The sequence below is a fragment of the Streptomyces yokosukanensis genome (assembly GCF_001514035.1).
GTDB lineage: Bacteria > Actinomycetota > Actinomycetes > Streptomycetales > Streptomycetaceae > Streptomyces > Streptomyces yokosukanensis.
The window spans coordinates 34,834-50,502 of sequence record NZ_KQ948208.1 but is presented as its reverse complement, the minus strand read 5'-3'; the positions used below and the strand labels follow the sequence as shown (position 1 = coordinate 50,502).

17 protein-coding genes and 2 pseudogenes are annotated in these 15,669 nt (G+C 72.2%); 11 read left to right on the top strand and 8 right to left on the bottom strand.

Features of this window, described 5'->3' with window-relative positions:
• The first annotated feature begins 37 nt into the window (after positions 1 to 37).
• The gene (locus AQI95_RS06725; protein WP_067118984.1) at positions 38 to 925 is read left to right on the top strand and encodes a LysR family transcriptional regulator; all 888 of its coding nucleotides are present in this window, start codon (positions 38 to 40) and stop codon (positions 923 to 925) included.
• A gap of 52 nt (positions 926 to 977) precedes the next feature.
• On the opposite strand, the gene AQI95_RS06720 is transcribed toward AQI95_RS06725, so the two are convergent.
• Complete coding sequence (locus AQI95_RS06720) at positions 978 to 1,805, bottom strand: MBL fold metallo-hydrolase (RefSeq protein ID WP_079071109.1); 828 nt, start codon at positions 1,803 to 1,805, stop codon at positions 978 to 980.
• A gap of 79 nt (positions 1,806 to 1,884) precedes the next feature.
• Here AQI95_RS06720 and AQI95_RS06715 point away from each other — a divergent pair, with 79 nt between their 5' ends.
• From AQI95_RS06715 to AQI95_RS06705, 3 genes are all read left to right on the top strand, one after another.
• A complete protein-coding gene (locus AQI95_RS06715; RefSeq protein WP_067118981.1) occupies positions 1,885 to 2,505 on the top strand; it encodes an ABATE domain-containing protein in 621 nt (206 codons plus the stop codon).
• 91 nt (positions 2,506 to 2,596) lie between these two features.
• Positions 2,597 to 3,034: a transcriptional regulator gene (locus AQI95_RS48840; RefSeq protein ID WP_244188662.1), complete on the top strand. Its 438-nt coding sequence runs from the start codon at positions 2,597 to 2,599 to the stop codon at positions 3,032 to 3,034.
• Positions 3,035 to 3,079: 45 nt separating this feature from the next.
• Positions 3,080 to 4,312 carry an aromatic acid exporter family protein gene (locus tag AQI95_RS06705; protein ID WP_159056478.1) on the top strand — a complete coding sequence of 411 codons (1,233 nt, stop codon included), beginning with the start codon at positions 3,080 to 3,082 and terminating at the stop codon, positions 4,310 to 4,312.
• A gap of 18 nt (positions 4,313 to 4,330) precedes the next feature.
• Here AQI95_RS06705 and AQI95_RS06700 read toward each other — a convergent pair.
• Positions 4,331 to 4,874: pseudogene (locus AQI95_RS06700) on the bottom strand (M55 family metallopeptidase); the annotation flags it as partial.
• A 95-nt stretch (positions 4,875 to 4,969) separates the two neighbouring features.
• Here AQI95_RS06700 and AQI95_RS06695 point away from each other — a divergent pair.
• Both AQI95_RS06695 and AQI95_RS06690 read left to right on the top strand, forming a co-directional pair.
• Positions 4,970 to 5,245, top strand: a complete 276-nt coding sequence (locus AQI95_RS06695; protein WP_067118975.1) for a hypothetical protein — start codon at positions 4,970 to 4,972, stop codon at positions 5,243 to 5,245.
• A 208-nt stretch (positions 5,246 to 5,453) separates the two neighbouring features.
• Positions 5,454 to 7,283 carry a phosphatidylglycerol lysyltransferase domain-containing protein gene (locus AQI95_RS06690; protein WP_079071108.1) on the top strand — a complete coding sequence of 610 codons (1,830 nt, stop codon included), beginning with the start codon at positions 5,454 to 5,456 and terminating at the stop codon, positions 7,281 to 7,283.
• A 42-nt stretch (positions 7,284 to 7,325) separates the two neighbouring features.
• Here the strand turns inward: AQI95_RS06690 and AQI95_RS06685 are convergent, their stop codons facing one another.
• The 5 genes from AQI95_RS06685 to AQI95_RS06665 all read right to left on the bottom strand — a co-directional run bounded on the left by AQI95_RS06685 (position 7,326) and on the right by AQI95_RS06665 (position 12,442).
• Positions 7,326 to 8,735, bottom strand: coding sequence for a sensor histidine kinase (locus AQI95_RS06685; RefSeq protein WP_067118973.1), 1,410 nt, complete (start codon positions 8,733 to 8,735; stop codon positions 7,326 to 7,328).
• Positions 8,736 to 9,455 (bottom strand): response regulator transcription factor, encoded by a 720-nt coding sequence (locus AQI95_RS06680; protein WP_067118970.1) that lies wholly within the window; start codon positions 9,453 to 9,455, stop codon positions 8,736 to 8,738.
• A 248-nt stretch (positions 9,456 to 9,703) separates the two neighbouring features.
• Positions 9,704 to 10,291: an FMN reductase gene (locus AQI95_RS06675; RefSeq protein ID WP_067118968.1), complete on the bottom strand. Its 588-nt coding sequence runs from the start codon at positions 10,289 to 10,291 to the stop codon at positions 9,704 to 9,706.
• Positions 10,288 to 11,376 (bottom strand): LLM class flavin-dependent oxidoreductase, encoded by a 1,089-nt coding sequence (locus tag AQI95_RS06670; protein ID WP_067118965.1) that lies wholly within the window; start codon positions 11,374 to 11,376, stop codon positions 10,288 to 10,290. Before AQI95_RS06670 ends, AQI95_RS06675 begins: the two co-directional genes overlap by 4 nt.
• Before the next feature lie 175 nt (positions 11,377 to 11,551).
• The gene (locus tag AQI95_RS06665) at positions 11,552 to 12,442 is read right to left on the bottom strand and encodes an NADP-dependent oxidoreductase (protein WP_067118962.1); all 891 of its coding nucleotides are present in this window, start codon (positions 12,440 to 12,442) and stop codon (positions 11,552 to 11,554) included.
• 136 nt (positions 12,443 to 12,578) lie between these two features.
• Between AQI95_RS06665 and AQI95_RS06660 the strand changes: the two genes are divergently transcribed.
• Complete coding sequence (locus tag AQI95_RS06660) at positions 12,579 to 12,983, top strand: winged helix-turn-helix transcriptional regulator (RefSeq protein WP_067118959.1); 405 nt, start codon at positions 12,579 to 12,581, stop codon at positions 12,981 to 12,983.
• A gap of 40 nt (positions 12,984 to 13,023) precedes the next feature.
• On the opposite strand, the gene AQI95_RS06655 is transcribed toward AQI95_RS06660, so the two are convergent.
• Positions 13,024 to 13,494 carry a hypothetical protein gene (locus tag AQI95_RS06655; RefSeq protein WP_067118957.1) on the bottom strand — a complete coding sequence of 157 codons (471 nt, stop codon included), beginning with the start codon at positions 13,492 to 13,494 and terminating at the stop codon, positions 13,024 to 13,026.
• Between the two features lie 133 nt (positions 13,495 to 13,627).
• On the opposite strand from AQI95_RS06655, the gene AQI95_RS06650 reads away from it, so the two are divergent.
• The 4 genes and pseudogenes from AQI95_RS06650 to AQI95_RS48835 form a co-directional block, all read left to right on the top strand.
• A complete protein-coding gene (locus AQI95_RS06650) occupies positions 13,628 to 13,966 on the top strand; it encodes a YnfA family protein (RefSeq protein ID WP_067118954.1) in 339 nt (112 codons plus the stop codon).
• A 59-nt stretch (positions 13,967 to 14,025) separates the two neighbouring features.
• Positions 14,026 to 14,787 carry an SDR family NAD(P)-dependent oxidoreductase gene (locus tag AQI95_RS06645; RefSeq protein ID WP_067118952.1) on the top strand — a complete coding sequence of 254 codons (762 nt, stop codon included), beginning with the start codon at positions 14,026 to 14,028 and terminating at the stop codon, positions 14,785 to 14,787.
• The gene (locus tag AQI95_RS47925) at positions 14,787 to 14,957 is read left to right on the top strand and encodes a hypothetical protein (protein ID WP_167361930.1); all 171 of its coding nucleotides are present in this window, start codon (positions 14,787 to 14,789) and stop codon (positions 14,955 to 14,957) included. The genes AQI95_RS06645 and AQI95_RS47925 overlap by 1 nt, the downstream gene beginning before the upstream one ends.
• A 154-nt stretch (positions 14,958 to 15,111) precedes the next feature.
• Positions 15,112 to 15,639, top strand: a pseudogene (locus AQI95_RS48835) (hypothetical protein); the annotation flags it as partial.
• Positions 15,640 to 15,669 lie beyond the last annotated feature (30 nt).

Sequence of the window (15,669 nt, the reverse complement as noted above, 5' to 3'; positions counted from 1 at the left end):
GCTTGTCATCGCAACCATGAAGGAGAACGATTGATCCGTGGACCTTCAGCAGCTGCGCTACGTCGTCGCCGTCGCCGACACCCTCAACTTCACCCGGGCCGCGGAGCGGTGTCAGGTGGTGCAGTCCGCGCTGAGCCATCGGATCGCCGCGCTGGAGCGGGAGTTGGGGGTGCGGCTGTTCGCCCGGTCCAGCCGCAGGGTCGAAGTGACCGGGGCCGGTGCGGCGTTCCTGGTCGGCGCGCGCGAGAGCCTGGCCGCCGCCGACCGCGCGGTCGCCGACGCCGCCGCGGCGACGGGCGTGGTGCGCGGGCGGCTCGCGGTCGGCGTGATCGTGACCACGGCCGCCGTCGACGTGCCCGAACTGCTGCAGCGGTACCGGGCCCAGCACCCCGATGTGCACGTCGTACTGCGGTCCGGGCGCAGCGACGAGCTGGCGGCCGCGATTCGCGCCGGGGAGCTGGACATCGCCTTCCTCGGCCTGCCGGAGGGCGCGCGGCCGACCGGTGTGGAGAGCGTCGTCCTCGATCACGACCGGCATGTCCTGGTGGTGCCGGCCGGGCACCGGCTGGCGGGCGCCGCGCGGGTCGCGCTGGCGGAGATCGCCGGGGAGACCTTCGTGGACTTCGTGGCCGGGACGCCCGCCCGCGCCCAGTCCGACCAGGCGTTCGCCGCGGCGGGCCTGGCCCGCGACGTCGCGTACGAGTCGGGTGTCGTGGAGCTGATAACCCGGCTGATCGCGCGCGGGCTCGGTGTCGCGCTGCTGCCGTCGGCGTTCATCCGGCCGCTGGCCTCCGCCGACCCCCTGCTGGCCCTGGTCCCGGTGGCCGACGGGCCGCGCCGGCTGGAGTATCTGGTCTGGAGCCGCTTCAACCCCAGCCCGGCCACCCGGGCGATGCTCGACGTCCTCGGCGTCAGAGCGCCGTGACCGGCCGTACGGCGCCTTCGCAGAGAGGTTCTCGGAGCCCGGCTCGAGTGCGTCAGTCCAGCTGGAGCCTGTCCGCCAGGCCCGCCGCCTCGAAGGCCTTGACCACGTCCTCGCGGGTCTCGGTGAAGTGGGCCCAGCTGTCGCAGTGGGCCGGGACCACCCGGCGGGCGGCGAGCAGCCGGGCCGCGGTCGCCGTTCCCGTGCCGTCGAGGACGAGGAGCGCGTCGTCGAGGACCGGCATCCGCGGTGCGCCGGCGAAGAGGACGGCGGTGTCGACGGGGGCGTACCGGTCGGCGATCTCCCGGACCAGCTCCAGGGAGGCGTTGTCGCCGCTGACGTAGACGCCGGGCAGGTCGGCGGAGGTCAGCAGGAAGCCGGTCACCTCGCCGACGAGCGGCTCGGAGCCCTCGGGGCCGTGCAGGGCGGGGGCGGCGGTCACGGTGACCGTGCCGCCGTCGGGGCGGGGCAGGTCGACGGACTGCCAGGGGTTGAGCGGCTCGGCGCCACCGCCGAGCCGCCCGGCCGCCGCGGGGGTGGTGAGGGTGCGCGGGGTCGTGGCGAGCAGAGCCCGGCCGGAGTGGTCGAGATTGTCGGCGTGCTGGTCGTGCGAGAGCAGGACGACGTCCACGGGGCCGAGTTCGGCGGCGCTCGCGCGGGGCGGGGCGGTCTTGGTCAGGGTGCGGCCGCTGGGCGAGGGGTAGTCGCCGGGGCCGTCGAAGGTGGGGTCCGTGAGGAAGCGCAGTCCGCCGTACTCGATGAGGACCGTGGGGCCGCCGAGGACGCGGACGGGTATGCGCTCTCCGGTGGAGGCGGAGTCGGCGGCGGAGGGTTCGGCGGCGGAATCGGCGGGGTCGGAGAACGGGGAGGGCGGTACGGCCATGTCGGCTCACCTCACGGATAGAAGGAGTTCATCCGTGAGAGACAGTAGAGGCTTCTCACGGATGGGCGCAAGACGTACCATGAGACTCGTGACAGAGAGCGTGAGCGCGACCGGCCGATCCGCCCCGTACCCGCCGGCCCCGGGGGCGGAGCGGCACCCGGCCCTGGACCTCGTCAACAGCGCCGTCGCCCTGCCTGGCGGCGTCCGCGTCGACCTGCTCGACACACCCGCCGCCGCGCAGGACTGGCTCGCGCACCACGGCCTCGCCCCCGTCGGCGCCGACCTGCGCGAGACCTGTGCCGGGCGACTGCGCTCCCTGCGGGAGCAGATCCGCGCCCTGCTCGCCGCCCGGGCCGCGGACCGGCCCGCCCCCGCCGACGCCCTGGGCGCGGTGAACGACGCGCTCACCCGCGCCCCCGCCGCCTCGCTGCTGCACTGGTCCGCCGACCGCGGCCTGTACCGGGCGGCGGCCCACCCGACCACCCAGCTCGTCGAGCACGCGCTCGCCGCGCTCGCCGCCGACGCCGCCGACCTGCTCACCGGCCCCGAAGCCGACCGGCTGACCGCCTGCGGCTCCGCTCCCTGCAACCGCTATCTGCTCCGCCACGGCCGCCGCCACTGGTGCTCCACCCGCTGCGGCGACCGCGCCCGCGCCGCCCGCGCCTACGCCCGCCGCGCAGGCCGCACCGAAGAGGCCTGAGCCGGCAGCCACGGCCGCCACGCCCTGGCCCCTTTGGTTCACCGCCGTGCCGACGGTGTACATCGCCGCCGTACCGCCTGTCTGCGGAGGCATGACGGCCGCTCCTCAGTGGCTGCTTCCCCGCCACACCTGGGACGCCGTCATGTTGGCGATGACCGCGGTGCACCTGGGGCTGTCCGGCGTCGCGGCCGCGCGGTGGCGCAAGAAGACCGGTGTGGCGCTGCGCCTGGACGTGCTGCCCAGGCGCGCCACCGTGCCGCTCATGATCGGGTTGCCCGTACTGCCGATCGGCTCGACTCTCGCCTTCCGCGCCGACCAGGAGCCGCTGTGGCTGTTCGCCGCCTCCGTGCGGAGCAAGCACGTCGCGGCGCCGATGGAGGCGGGCCACGTCGAGCAGCGCAGGGCCGTGCGCGACACCCGGCAACGCGTCCGGCTACGCCTGACCCCGCACGGGCGCGGAGCGTACCGGGCGCATCTCGCCGCCCTGCGCGCCATCGTCGGCCCTGCCACCCCCTGGCACCGGGCGTGAGCTACATCATTGGACAAATAGAAAACATCAGACATTCTGCTCGGCATGCGTTTCTCCCCCACTGATCGGCGCCGAGGTGGCGCGACGGCGACACCGCAGGCCTTGGCGGCGCTGCCGGGCCGGATCAGGACGATCGGCTCAGGCCGGAGCGAGTACGTCCTGCACGGCGTGAAAAGCCTGATCGCGGCGGTACTCACCTGGCAGCTCATCGCCCTGTGGCTACCTGGACAGCAACAGTTCCTGGGTGTGGCCACCGCCCTGTTCATGGCGAACGCGCCTACGGTGTACAGCTCGGTCGTCCATGCCGCGCGCCGCGTGGGGATCCAGGTGCTGGGCGTGTTCCTGGCCGTCGTCGCCGCCTGGCTGCTGGGAGCCACCGCAGGAGGCATCCTGGCCGTCCTGACAGCGGTGCTGCTCACCGGCAGACGGGGCACCGGCGAGGACCGGCTCCAAATCGCATCGACTGCGTTGATCACCCTGACAGCTGCTGCCGCGGCTCCGGTGGGACACGTGGCCTCCCCCGTGGTCTCCACCCTCACCGGCGCCGTGGTGGGAGTCGTGGTCAACGCCCTGGTCCTTCCGGCGACGCACCTCACCCAGTCCGACGCCGCTGTCCGCCGTCTGGCCCGCTGCACCGGCACGCTGCTGCAGGACATGGGCCGAGGGCTGAAGGGGGAACCGTCCCTGACCCACGTCTCCATCTGGCTGGAGCGGGCACGCGACCTGGAGCGGCAGCTCTCGGAGGCACGGGAAGAGGTGCAGACAGCGGCGGAAAGTCTGCGCTGGAACGTCCGAGCCGGGGCTCGAAGGCAACACATGATCCCGGTCTACGAGGGTGCCTTGGAGGTGCTGCACACGGCATCGTTCCAGGTGCGCGGCATCGCCAGGACGCTGGCCGACAGCATGGGCCGAGGCGTGCACCCCGGCCTGAACGGCGGCTTCGCCGTTCGGTACGCCGAAGCCCTCGATCTGGCAGGGCAGGCGTTCATGACCTATGCCGGGATCGGAGCGGCGGCCGGCTCGACCGAAGTCGACGCCCAAAGGCACTTGCACACAGTGATCGAGCGCATGCGTACCTGGCATGCCGGGATGACCGATCTCATCGACCGGGGAGCAGTCGGCACGCCTGATGCGTGGCATGTCTATGGATCACTCGTCGTCGACGTGGAGCGTCTGCTCTGCGACCTGGACGACACAACGCCGCCCCAGGGCGCGAGCCCGGCCGCGGTCGTCGAGATCAACGGGTCACGGTGCATCGCCTCGATGATCCGGGCCTGACGGTTCGCCACGGGACCGTGAACGCGGAGCCCGGCTCAGGGCCTGCGCGACCCCCTCTTCGACGGCCTTCCACGCCTCCGCCTCCGGCCGCGGCTCGGCCGCGAACCGGTCGTGGGCGTACTTCACGGGGACCGTGACGACGGATGCGTCCCACGCCGCCGTCTCCGCACACGCCACGTCGTCACCGGTGAGGGCCACCACGGGCACGCCCAGTGCGGCCGTCGTCGCGTGGGCGAGCCCGATCTCACCCACCGGCCGCCCGTCCAGCCACATGCCCTCGATCTCGTGGCCCACAAAACTGTGACTGATCACACCCGGACACCGGGCCGGGGGCGGTAGCCGACGCACAGCGCGGCGTCGTACTCGCCGGTCAGGCCCTCAAGCATGAGTCGTTGACGAGGATGTCCGCGGCGCCGGCCGTCAGCGCGCCCCGCACGGCGGCGTTCACATCCTCGGCCATCATGGAACGGCCGCGCTCGTAGTCCCGCCCACCTGGCCGGACGTCGTCGGCGTCGACGAGCCCGGTGACGCCTTCCATGTGCACGCTGACGTAGATACACACGCCGTTGCCCCTGGCCGACCCCGACCCTACGTATTGTAGGTTCCCAATCGCCAGCGGCCACTGGGCTGTCCGTTCGACTGTTCACCGGGGGATCCATGCAGGACACGGAAGCAGAGGCCGGTGAGGAGGTCTGCATGCGCTCGCTCGCGCCGACGGTGACCCTGCTCGTCGTCAGCCTCCTCGTCGCCGCCGTCGGCGTGTACGAGCTGTGCGGCTTCGGCCTGCACAGCCTCGACCGGCGCCCGCACCTGTTCAGCGACGGCCTCGCGACCGGCGGGGTGATCGTCGCCGCGGTCGCGGCCGGTGCGGCCGTGGGCAATCTGGCCTGGCATCTGGTGGCGGCCCGGCGCGACGGGGGAAGGGCCGGGTAAGAGGCCCGACCGGGCAAGTTACGGGTAAGAGCGGTTGTGGGTACGCTCCTTCCCCGAAGGTCTTGCGCTTCTCGTCCGAAAGCCCCTGGCCCTCACCGGAAGACCTCTGTCGCGACGACCCTCGGGCGCATTACCCTACAAGCTGTAGGGTCAGGGAGCCCCGTCCGGGGCGGCCCGTCCCCTCCCTCCTCCAAGGTGACCAGTCACCATGTCCGCTCAGCAGCAGACCCTGACCTCCGCGCAGGTGCCCGCCCAGCGTGGTCCGCGCCGTACCCCGCATCTGCCCCTGCCCGGCCCCCGCCTGCGCGCGCGGGCGGCCTCGGCCACCGTGTGGTACCTGCGACTGATCGCCGTCTTCAACATCATCGCGGTCATGTCGCTGCCGTTCCGCAAAGAGGTGCAGGAGCACAACGACGGCAAGCTGTTCACCGCTCGCCACGTGCACGCGCACACCCACCACTCCGGCCAGTTCTTCACCCCGTACCTGGCCACCGCGGGCCTGGTCTCGGCCGCGGCGGCGATCTTCCTGGCGCTGGTGATGCGGCGCGGGAAGCGGGCCGCGTGGGTGGTCAACATGCTGCTCGCCGGGCCGCTGTTCGCGCTCTACGCCCTCGCGCTCACCCAGCACCCGTTCCGCGACCACGTCTTCAACTGGGTCTCCACCGCCCTCACCGGCCTCTTCGTGGCCGCGCTGGTGATCGGCCGCCGCGAGTTCAACGCCATCGGCGACCCCTCCAACCCGAAGCTCGCGCTGGCCGTCGGCGCCGGCGGTCTGCTCGCGACCGGCGGCCTCGGCACACTGCTCGTGCACGTGACCAACAAGGTGCCGGGCGGCGCCCCGCTGCCCGAGGAGCTGGCCTACACCCTGCTGCGCGGCATCAGCGTCGGCCCGCTCGCCGACCGGGTCGACTCCGTGCACGCGCCCCGCTGGGCCGACATCATCATCAACATCCTGCTCGCCGCCGTCTTCTGCCTGGTCCTGTACGCCTGCTTCCGCTCCCCCCGCGGCCGCCGCCTGCTCACCGCGGACGACGAGGAGAAGCTGCGCGCCCTGCTCGCCAAGCACGGCGCCCGGGACTCCCTCGGCTACTTCGCGCTGCGCCGCGACAAGGCCGCCGTCTTCTCCCCCACCGGCAAGGCGGCCGTCACCTACCGCGTCGTCGGGGCGGTCTCCCTCGCCTCCGGCGACCCGATCGGCGACCCCGAGGCCTGGCCCGGCGCCATCGACGCCTGGCTGACCGAGGCCCGCCACCACGCCTGGACGCCCGCCGTCATGGGCGCGAGCGAGGAGGCGGGCACGATCTACGCCCGGCACGGCCTGGACGCGCTGGAACTCGGCGACGAAGCGATCGTCGACATCGCCGACTTCACCCTGGAGGGCCGGGCGATGCGCGTCGTCCGCCAGGCCCACAACCGGGTCAAGCGGGCCGGCTACACGGTCCGCATCCGGCGCCACGAGGACATCCCCGCCGACGAGATGGCCGTCCTGATCGACCGCGCCGACCACTGGCGCGACGGCGCCACCGAGCGCGGCTTCTCGATGGCCCTCGGCCGCCTCGGCGACCCGGGGGACGGCCGCTGCGTGATGCTGGAGTGCCGCGACGCGAACGACGAACCACGCGCCCTGCTCAGCTTCGTCCCCTGGGGCGAGCACGGGCTGTCGCTGGACCTGATGCGCCGCGACCGCGACTGCGAGAACGGCCTGATGGAGTACATGGCCGTCGAACTCCTGCTGAACGCGAAGGAGTTGGGCATCCAGCGGGTGTCGCTGAACTTCGCGATGTTCCGCTCGGTCTTCGAACGCGGCGCCCGCCTCGGCGCGGGCCCCGTCCTGCGCCTGTGGCGTTCCACGCTCACCTTCTTCTCCCGCTGGTGGCAGATCGAGTCCCTGTACCGGGCCAACGCCAAGTACCGCCCGGTCTGGGAACCCCGCTTCCTGCTCTTCGCCAAGTCCAGCGACATCCCGCGGATCGGCCTGGCGAGCGCCCGGGCGGAGGGGTTCCTCACGCTGCCCGGCATGGGCGAACGACGGTCGTAGCGAGGAGCCGGGTGAGCGGCGCGGGGCGGCCCCCCGCGCCGCTCACCCGCCCACCGTGAATCCGATCACCGCTCCGCCGCCCTCCCGCCGGAAGGCGAACGGCGCTCCGCCATGCGCCATGGCGACCTCCCGCACGATGGACAGCCCCAGCCCCGAGCCCGGCAGGGACCTCGCGTCCGCCGCCCGGTAGAAGCGGTCGAAGATCCGGATCAGGTCGCCCTCGGCGATCCCGGGCCCCCGGTCCAGCACCTCCACGCGCACGGTCCCCGGCCGCCCCGGCCCGGTGATGGCGACCTCGATCGGCGCCTTTCCGGCCCGGTCGAACTTGGCCGCGTTCTCCACCAGGTTGGACATGGCCCGCTGCAGCATCCCGGGCCGCCCGTCGGTCGTCGTGTCGCCGCTCGTGCGCAGCACGATCTCGCGCCCGGTACGCCGTTTGGCGAGCCCCACGACCTCCTCGGCGATGTCGGCGAGGTCCACCCGCTGCGGCGGCTCGGTGTCGGACTGCCCCGCGGCGAGGTCGACCAGCTCATTGACCAGGTCGGTCAGTTCCCGCGCCTCCTGGCCGAGGTCGGCGACCAGTTCCTCACGTGTGGCGGGCGGCAGCTCGTCGATGCGCCGGAGCAGGGAGATGTTCGTCCGCAGGGACGTCAGCGGGGTGCGCAGTTCGTGCCCGGCGTCCTGGACCAGGCGCCGCTGGTCCTCCTCGGACTGCGCGAGCCGGCCGAGCATCCGGTCGAAGGCACGGCCGAGGCGCCCCACCTCGTCGAGCCCGGCCACCGGTACCTCGATGCCCAGCCGGCGGGTGCGGGCCACGTCCTCGGCGGCGGAGGTGAGGATCACCAGGCGCCGGGTGATCCGCCGGGCCAGCCACCAGCCGAACAGGCCGGCGGCCACCACGACCGCCGCCATCAGGATCAGCGTGCGCTGCTGAAGGGTGCGCAGCAGGTCCTCGGTGTCGCTGAACTCCTGCGCGACCTGGACCGCGCCCCGTCCGCCGCCGAGCGAGACGGTGGCGATGCGGAACAGGTCCGAGTCCACCGGCACGTCCTTGTGCTGGACCACCTTCCCGGCGGTCTCGGCGAGCGCCATGGCCTTGTCCCGGGAGGTGACGGGCAGGCTCGGGTTGCCGTGGTCCACGATCTGGCCCTGCGCGCCGAGCACCTGCACATCGGTGCGGGCGGGCCGGACCAGGTCGTGGCCGGGACGGGAGGAGGAGAAGTCCTCCGGGTCCATGTCGTGCTGCCGCACCTCGTTCTGGACGTCCTGCACGACCTGGGTGAACACCGACTGCTGGTCGACGCGGACCAGCCGGGCCGCGCTGCCGTAGGACAGGATGCCGACGAGGATCGTGACGGCGGCGGTGACGGCCGCGAAGGAGACGGCGAAGGTGGTGCGCAGGGAGACCAGCTTGGGCCGGCCCGGGACCGGCAGCCGCCGCAGGCGGCCCACCTAGTCCTCCCGGAGCACGTAACCCACGCCCCGCACGGTGTGGATCAGCTGCGGTGCGCCGGGCTCGTCGAGCTTGCGGCGCAGATAGCCGACGTACACGGCGAGGTTCTTCGAGCCGGGCCCGAAGTCGTAGCCCCAGATCCGGTCGTAGATCGTGGAGTGGTCGAGCACGATGCCCGCGTTGCGCACGAGCAGTTCCAGCAGCTCGAACTCGGTGCGGGTCAGCTCCAGCTCGCGCTTGCCCCGCCAGCCCCGGCGGGCCTGCAGGTCCATGCGGATGCCGGCGGCCTCGACCTGCCGGTCGGAGATCTGGGGTTCCCGGCCGCCGCTCTCGGCGGCGGCCCCGGCGCCGCCGGCGGTCACCGGGCTGGTGCGGCGCAGCAGCGCCCGCAGCCGCGCGAAGACCTCTTCCACGTCGAACGGCTTGACCACGTAGTCGTCGGCGCCGGCGTCCAGGCCCGCGATCCGGTCGGCGGTCTCCACCAGGGCGGTGAGCATGAGGATCGGGGTGCGGTCGCCCTCGGCGCGCAGCACCCGGCACACCTGGAGGCCGTCGATGCCCGGCATCATCACGTCGAGCAGAAGGATGTCCGGCGGCGTCTTGTGGGCCTGCGCCAGCGCTTCCACACCGTCGGCGACCGCCGTCACCTCGTACCCTTCCAGCGTCAGGGCACGCTCAAGGGCATGACGGATGGCACGGTCGTCTTCGGCGAGCAGCACAGTCTGGGGCACTCCCCCAGTCTGCCAAGGCCTCCGGCGGTTCGGCCTGGAGCAGTGGACCTACGATCACCCTTTTTACCGGGCTCTCACCGTCACACGGGCAACCGGAAGGGTGCGCCTACCGTCCTCTCACCTTGCTCAGGGCCTGTCCGGCGGATCTCGCCGGAGGCGCGGGGCTTGGCACGCCCCACGCACGTGCGCCGACGAGGCACCGCTGCTTCCCTCCGGCCTGATCCGCCGGACAGTCCCTAAGCGCCGAGCCGGGCGAGCTGCTCCTCGAACGGGACGACCGGCGTGTCCGCCTCCTGGCCGGTTCCGGCCGCCCGCAGTCCCGTCATCAGCCCGGCCAGCTCCCCGGCCGCCCGCTCGATGCGCCCCGCGAGCCCTTCCTCGCCCCAGTCCTCCGAGGCGGCGTACACCCCGGTGGGCACGACGACGGCCCGCAGGTAGGCGAACAGCGGGCGCAGCGCGTGCTCGAGCACCAGCGAGTGCCGGGCCGTGCCCCCGGTCGCGGCGATCAGCACCGGCTTGCCGGCCAACGCGTCCTTGTCGAGCACGTCGAAGAACGACTTGAACAGCCCGCTGCAGGACGCGCTGAACACCGGTGTGACGACGATCAGCCCGTCGGCCCCCGCCACCGCGTCCTGCGCGGCGGCGAGCGCCTTTGCGGGGAAGCCGTTGGTGAAGGCGTGCGCGATCTCGACGGCGAGGTCCCGCACCTCGATCACCTGGATGTCCACCGGCGTCCGCCGGTCCACCGCGGCGGCCAGCCGGTCGCCCAGCAGCCGGGTGGAGGACGGGACGCCCAGTCCCGCCGAGACGACGACGAGCTTCATGCGACGGTCTCCTTCGATGCGGCGGCGAGCAGGGACTGGTGGGTCGGCGCCTGCGGGACATCCGCGGGGCGGCCGTTGGCGAACTCCTTGCGCAGTACGGGTACGACCTCCTCGCCGAGCATGTCGATCTGCTCCAGCACGGTCTTCAGCGGCAGCCCGGCGTGGTCCACCAGGAACAGCTGGCGCTGGTAGTCACCGGCGTAGTCGCGGAAGGCCAGGGTCTTCTCGATGACCTGCTCGGGGGTGCCGACGGTCAGCGGGGTCTGGTCGGTGAAGTCCTCCAGCGACGGTCCGTGGCCGTAGACCGGCGCGTTGTCGAAGTACGGCCGGAACTCGCGCACCGCGTCCTGCGAGGTGCGGCGCATGAAGACCTGACCGCCCAGTCCGACGATCGCCTGCTCCGGCGTGCCGTGCCCGTAGTGGGCGTACCGGGCCCGGTACAGGTCGACCATCCGCTTGGTGTGGTCGGCCGGCCAGAAGATGTTGTTGTGGAAGAAGCCGTCGCCGTAGTACGCGGCCTGCTCGGCGATCTCCGGGGAGCGGATCGAGCCGTGCCAGACGAACGGCGGGACCCCGTCCAGCGGTCGCGGCGTGGACGTGAAGCCCTGCAGCGGCGTACGGAACTTCCCCTCCCAGTCCACGACGTCCTCGCGCCACAGCCGGCGCAGCAGGGCGTAGTTCTCGATGGCGAGGTCGATGCCCTGCCGGATGTCCTTGCCGAACCAGGGGTAGACCGGTCCGGTGTTGCCGCGGCCCATCATGAGGTCGACGCGCCCGTCCGCCAGGTGCTGCAGCATCGCGAAGTCCTCCGCGATCTTCACCGGGTCGTTGGTGGTGATCAGGGTGGTGGAGGTGGAGAGGATCAGCTTCTCGGTCCGGGCCGCCACATAGCCGAGCATGGTGGTCGGGGACGACGGCACGAACGGCGGGTTGTGGTGCTCGCCGGTGGCGAAGACGTCCAGGCCCGCCTCCTCGGCCTTCAGCGCGATGGCGACCATGGCCTTGATGCGCTCCGCCTCGGTCGGCGTACGTCCCGTCGTGGGGTCCGGCGTGACGTCGCCGACCGTGAAGATCCCGAACTGCATGGCCGCTGCCCTCCATGTTGTTGATCGTTCAACTATATCCGCTGAACGGTCCCCCCGGCCGGGTTATTCCGGACGCCTTCCGACGGACCGGTCCGGACACCTCCCGCAGACCGGTCCGGACACCTTCCGGCAGAGCGCGCACCAGGCCGCCACCGAGGCCCTCGCCGGGACCCCGTCAGGGGACGAGCACCAGCCGCCCCCGCGTCCCGCCCTCGGCCAGCCGCGCATGCGCCTCGGCCGCCTCCCGCAGGGCGTACGTCCGCGCCACCCGCAGTGTCAGCACCCCCTCGTCCACCAGCCGGACCAGCTCCGCGAGCTGCGCCCCGTCGGCCCGCACCCGGACGTTGTCCCCGCGCACCCCGCGCTCCGCCTCGGGCAGCACCCCGTCACGGACCGCGACGAAGGCGCCGCCGTCCCTCACCCACCGAAGGGCCGGCGCCCCGAGCACGGCGGCGTCCAGCACCGCGTCCACACCGCCCGGTTCGATCCCGTCGGCCGTGAAGCGCGCGGCGCCCAGGGAGCGCACCAGCCCCTCGTCCCCCACGCGGCCGTGCCCGACGACCTCGATCCCCCGGTGCGCAGCCAGCTGCACCGCGAACCCGCCGACCGCCCCCGCGGCCCCGGTCACCAGCAGCTTCTGCCCCGGCGCGAGATCCAGCAGGTCCAGGGCCTGCAGCGCGGTCAGCCCGTTCAGCGGCAGGGTGCCCGCGTGCACCGCGTCCACCGAGACGGGCGCCGCGGCCACCGCGTCCGCGGCCACGACGACGTACTCGGCGTGCGCGCCCAGCGGGTCGGCCACCCCCGGCACCAGCGCCACCACCGGATCACCGACCTGCCAGGCGGCGGGCGCGCCCACCGCGTCCACCGTGCCGGCCACGTCCCAGCCGAGCCCCAGGGCCTTGCCGGCCCCGCCGAGGAACCCGGCGCGCACCGCCGCGTCCACCGGGTTCAGCGCACCGGCCGCCACCTTGATCCGCACCTGTCGCGCCCCCGGCTCCGGCACCGGCACGTCCGCGATCTCCACGGCCTCCGGACCACCGAACGTCCGCACCACAGCAGCACGCATGTCAACTCTCCCCTGATACACCACGTTTGTTGGCTTTCGCGGCAACTTTCCGGCCGCACCACCAACCGTAGGAGAGCTACTATCGATCGGTAAGTAGTTACCTGAGAGTGCGTAGCCGACCCCGAGGTGAGAGCCCATGGCGACCACGACCGCCGCCCAGCGGCGCGAACAGGCCCGCGCCGACTACGACGCCTTCCTGCGCGAGTGCCCGACCAACCAGCTCCTCGGCCGGCTCAGCGACAAGTGGGTCAGCCTCGTCGTCGCCGCCCTGGCCACCGGCCCCAGGCGCTACAGCGACATCAGCCGCCGGATCGCCGGCGTCAGCCCCAAGATGCTCACGCAGACCCTGCGCGCCCTCGAACGGGACGGCATCGTCAGCCGCACGGTCACCCCGTCCGTCCCGGTCCGCGTCGACTACGCGCTCACCCCGCTCGGCGCCAGCCTCGCCGGCCTGCTGACCGCCGTGAAGGACTGGGCGGAGACCCACTTCGACGACGTCCGCGCGGCCCGCGAGGTGTACGACACGGAGAACCCGGCGTAGCGCGCCGCGCCACCGGGGACGAGCCCACGGACGTGCGGCCTCAGAACGCGTACGGATCCCCGGTGTTCAGCACGAGCACCTTCTGCCGGTCGTTCGTCCTGTTCTTGTCCACCGCGCCGCCGGCCCACGCCGTGTCGGTCTCCAGCGTGGCCTCCGACGGCTTCTCCTTCAGCCGTACCGGCACGCTCAGCTGCTCGCCCACCGCGTTCGCGGCCAGCGGCCCCGTCGCGCACACCACCGTCCGCTCGTCCTCCCGGGCACACCGGGCGGGCAGCTGCTGCGCCTCGGCCAGCGCCACCGACCAGCGCAGCCGCACGGTCGCGTCGGTCACACCGGCGGGCCCGTTGTTGCGCGGGGTCACCTTCACCTCCACCCTGTCGCCGTTCAGCACCGCGATGCCGTGAAAGGCCAGATCGGCCTCGGGCACCGGGGCCGGAGCCGCCACGGCGACCCCCGGCACCAGAACCGCACCGGCCAGGGCCCCTGCCACACCCCACGTCCACATCCGCATGCCGCTCACCACTCCACGCTCGCGATCCGACTGCCATACGGATCTATGCCACGCGCAGCGGTCGGCAGGCGCCGTCCATCAGGTGACAAGGAGCGCCCGAAGGCCGGGCACGCCGCCGTGCCAAGCTGCTGCCATGCCGATCCTGCGCTCCGCCGCCCTGTTCGTCGTCGCCGCCGTCTTCGAGATCGGCGGCGCCTGGCTGATCTGGCAGGGCGTGCGCGAGCACCGGGGCTGGCTGTGGATGACCGGCGGCGTCCTCGCCCTCGGCGCGTACGGCTTCGTCGCCACCTTCCAGCCGGACGCCCACTTCGGCCGCATCCTGGCCGCGTACGGCGGGATCTTCGTGGCCGGCTCGCTCCTGTGGGGCGCGGTCGCCGACGGCTACCGCCCCGACCGCTGGGACGTGACCGGGGCGCTGGTCTGCCTGGCCGGGATGGCCGTGATCATGTGGGCGCCGAGGAACGGCGGCTGAGCCTCACTTACGCTGGATCACGTCGCCGTCACCGCACCAACGGATCTCAGGAGCTGCCCATGGCCCCCGCCTCCCGCATCGCCGTCGTCACCGGCGCGAGCAGCGGCATCGGCGCCGCCACGGCCCGGCAGCTCGCGGCGGCCGGCTACCGCGTCGTGATCACCGCCCGCCGCAAGGACCGTATCGAGGCGCTGGCGAAGGAGCTGACCGCGGCGGGCCACTCGGCGATGGCGTACCAGCTGGACGTGACCGACCGGGCGGCGGTGGACGAGTTCGCCACCGCCTTCGAGACGATCGGCGTGCTGGTCAACAACGCGGGCGGCGCCCTCGGCGCGGACCCGGTGGCCACCGGCGACCCGGCCGCCTGGCGCGCGATGTACGAGACGAACGTCATCGGCACCCTGAACCTCACCCAGGCCCTGCTGCCCAAGCTGGTGGCGAGCGGCGACGGCGTGGTCGTCGTCGTGTCCTCCACCGCCGGCCTCGGCACGTACGAGGGCGGCGCGGGCTATGTGGCCGCCAAGCACGGCGAGCACGTCCTCGCCGAGACCCTCCGCCTGGAGATCGTCGGCCAGCCGGTCCGGGTCGTCGAGATCGCCCCCGGCATGGTCAGGACCGAGGAGTTCGCGCTGACCCGCTTCGGCGGAGACGAGGCGAAGGCGGCGAAGGTCTACGAGGGCGTGGCCGAGCCCCTCACGGCGGACGACGTGGCGGAGACGATCACCTGGGCGGTCACCCGCCCCAGCCATGTCAACGTCGACCTGCTGGTCCTGCGCCCCCGCGCCCAGGCGTCCAACACCAAGGTCCACCGGGAACGGTGATGCCCGAAACCCCCGCCGACTCCCCCGACTCGGCCGACACCCTGGAACAACGCCGCCTGGCCCAGGAAACCAGAGACGAACGCAAGGTCTGGTACTTCCTGGGCTACTTCCTCTTCGGCATCCACTTCGTGGCCTTCGTGATGATCTACGCGGTACGGCACGCGAAGTGAGCCACGCGTAACCCACAAGAGTGATCCGGATCGATCACCCGATCGCCACGCGAACATACCCCCTAGGTTCGCGCCACACGATCAATTCGACGGCCCTCGGCAGGGATTGCAGTCCCGACCGAGGGCCTCACCAGCATGGAAGTGGAGCCTTCCTGTGGCTGACTGCGAGCCTGACGCGCACCGGTTCATGGACCTCACGGTCCCCGCGTACGCGTACATGTTCGGGTTCTTGCGGGCGGACGGGCATCTGGCGAAGGGCACCGGGCAGAAGGGCCACCTGACCGTGGAAATCAGCGCCCGGGACATCGATCTCCTGCACGCCTTCCAGAAACTCACGCCGTACTACAGCAGCATCACGGAGCGCACCCGGACAACGAACTTCGCCGAGACCCACACTGCCGCCGTCTGGAGCCTGTGTTCCCTGGAGGCCAGGACCAGGATGAACGAACTCGGCCTACCTTACGGCCGCAAGTCAAAGACGATCGCTCCACCCCACGTCGAATTCTCGCGCCGCGACTATCTGCGAGGCCTGATCGACGCAGACGGCTCCGTGGGATTCACCGGTCAGGGCTACCCATTCCTCTCCCTGACCACGGCCAGTACGACTGTCATCGCCTACCTGTGCTCCTACGTGGAGGAGATCACGGGCACCAAGCGCAGCCCTCGGCGCAACCAACGCGACGACAGGCGGCAGCCCAACTCGGGTACTCCC

Excerpts from the sequence above, each read along its gene's own strand:
- AQI95_RS06720 (WP_079071109.1), bottom strand. The coding sequence starts at position 1,805 with ATGGCCGTACCGCCCTCCCCGTTCTCCGACCCCGCCGATTCCGCCGCC.
- AQI95_RS06645 (WP_067118952.1), top strand. The coding sequence starts at position 14,026 with ATGGCCCCCGCCTCCCGCATCGCCGTCGTCACCGGCGCGAGCAGCGGC.
- AQI95_RS06695 (WP_067118975.1), top strand. The coding sequence starts at position 4,970 with ATGCAGGACACGGAAGCAGAGGCCGGTGAGGAGGTCTGCATGCGCTCG.
- AQI95_RS06660 (WP_067118959.1), top strand. The coding sequence starts at position 12,579 with ATGGCGACCACGACCGCCGCCCAGCGGCGCGAACAGGCCCGCGCCGAC.
- AQI95_RS06655 (WP_067118957.1), bottom strand. The coding sequence starts at position 13,494 with ATGCGGATGTGGACGTGGGGTGTGGCAGGGGCCCTGGCCGGTGCGGTT.
- AQI95_RS06675 (WP_067118968.1), bottom strand. The coding sequence starts at position 10,291 with ATGAAGCTCGTCGTCGTCTCGGCGGGACTGGGCGTCCCGTCCTCCACC.
- AQI95_RS06690 (WP_079071108.1), top strand. The coding sequence starts at position 5,454 with ATGTCCGCTCAGCAGCAGACCCTGACCTCCGCGCAGGTGCCCGCCCAG.
- AQI95_RS06665 (WP_067118962.1), bottom strand. The coding sequence starts at position 12,442 with ATGCGTGCTGCTGTGGTGCGGACGTTCGGTGGTCCGGAGGCCGTGGAG.
- AQI95_RS48840 (WP_244188662.1), top strand. The coding sequence starts at position 2,597 with ATGACGGCCGCTCCTCAGTGGCTGCTTCCCCGCCACACCTGGGACGCC.
- AQI95_RS06650 (WP_067118954.1), top strand. The coding sequence starts at position 13,628 with ATGCCGATCCTGCGCTCCGCCGCCCTGTTCGTCGTCGCCGCCGTCTTC.
- AQI95_RS06715 (WP_067118981.1), top strand. The coding sequence starts at position 1,885 with ATGAGACTCGTGACAGAGAGCGTGAGCGCGACCGGCCGATCCGCCCCG.
- AQI95_RS06670 (WP_067118965.1), bottom strand. The coding sequence starts at position 11,376 with ATGCAGTTCGGGATCTTCACGGTCGGCGACGTCACGCCGGACCCCACG.
- AQI95_RS06705 (WP_159056478.1), top strand. The coding sequence starts at position 3,080 with ATGCGTTTCTCCCCCACTGATCGGCGCCGAGGTGGCGCGACGGCGACA.
- AQI95_RS47925 (WP_167361930.1), top strand. The coding sequence starts at position 14,787 with ATGCCCGAAACCCCCGCCGACTCCCCCGACTCGGCCGACACCCTGGAA.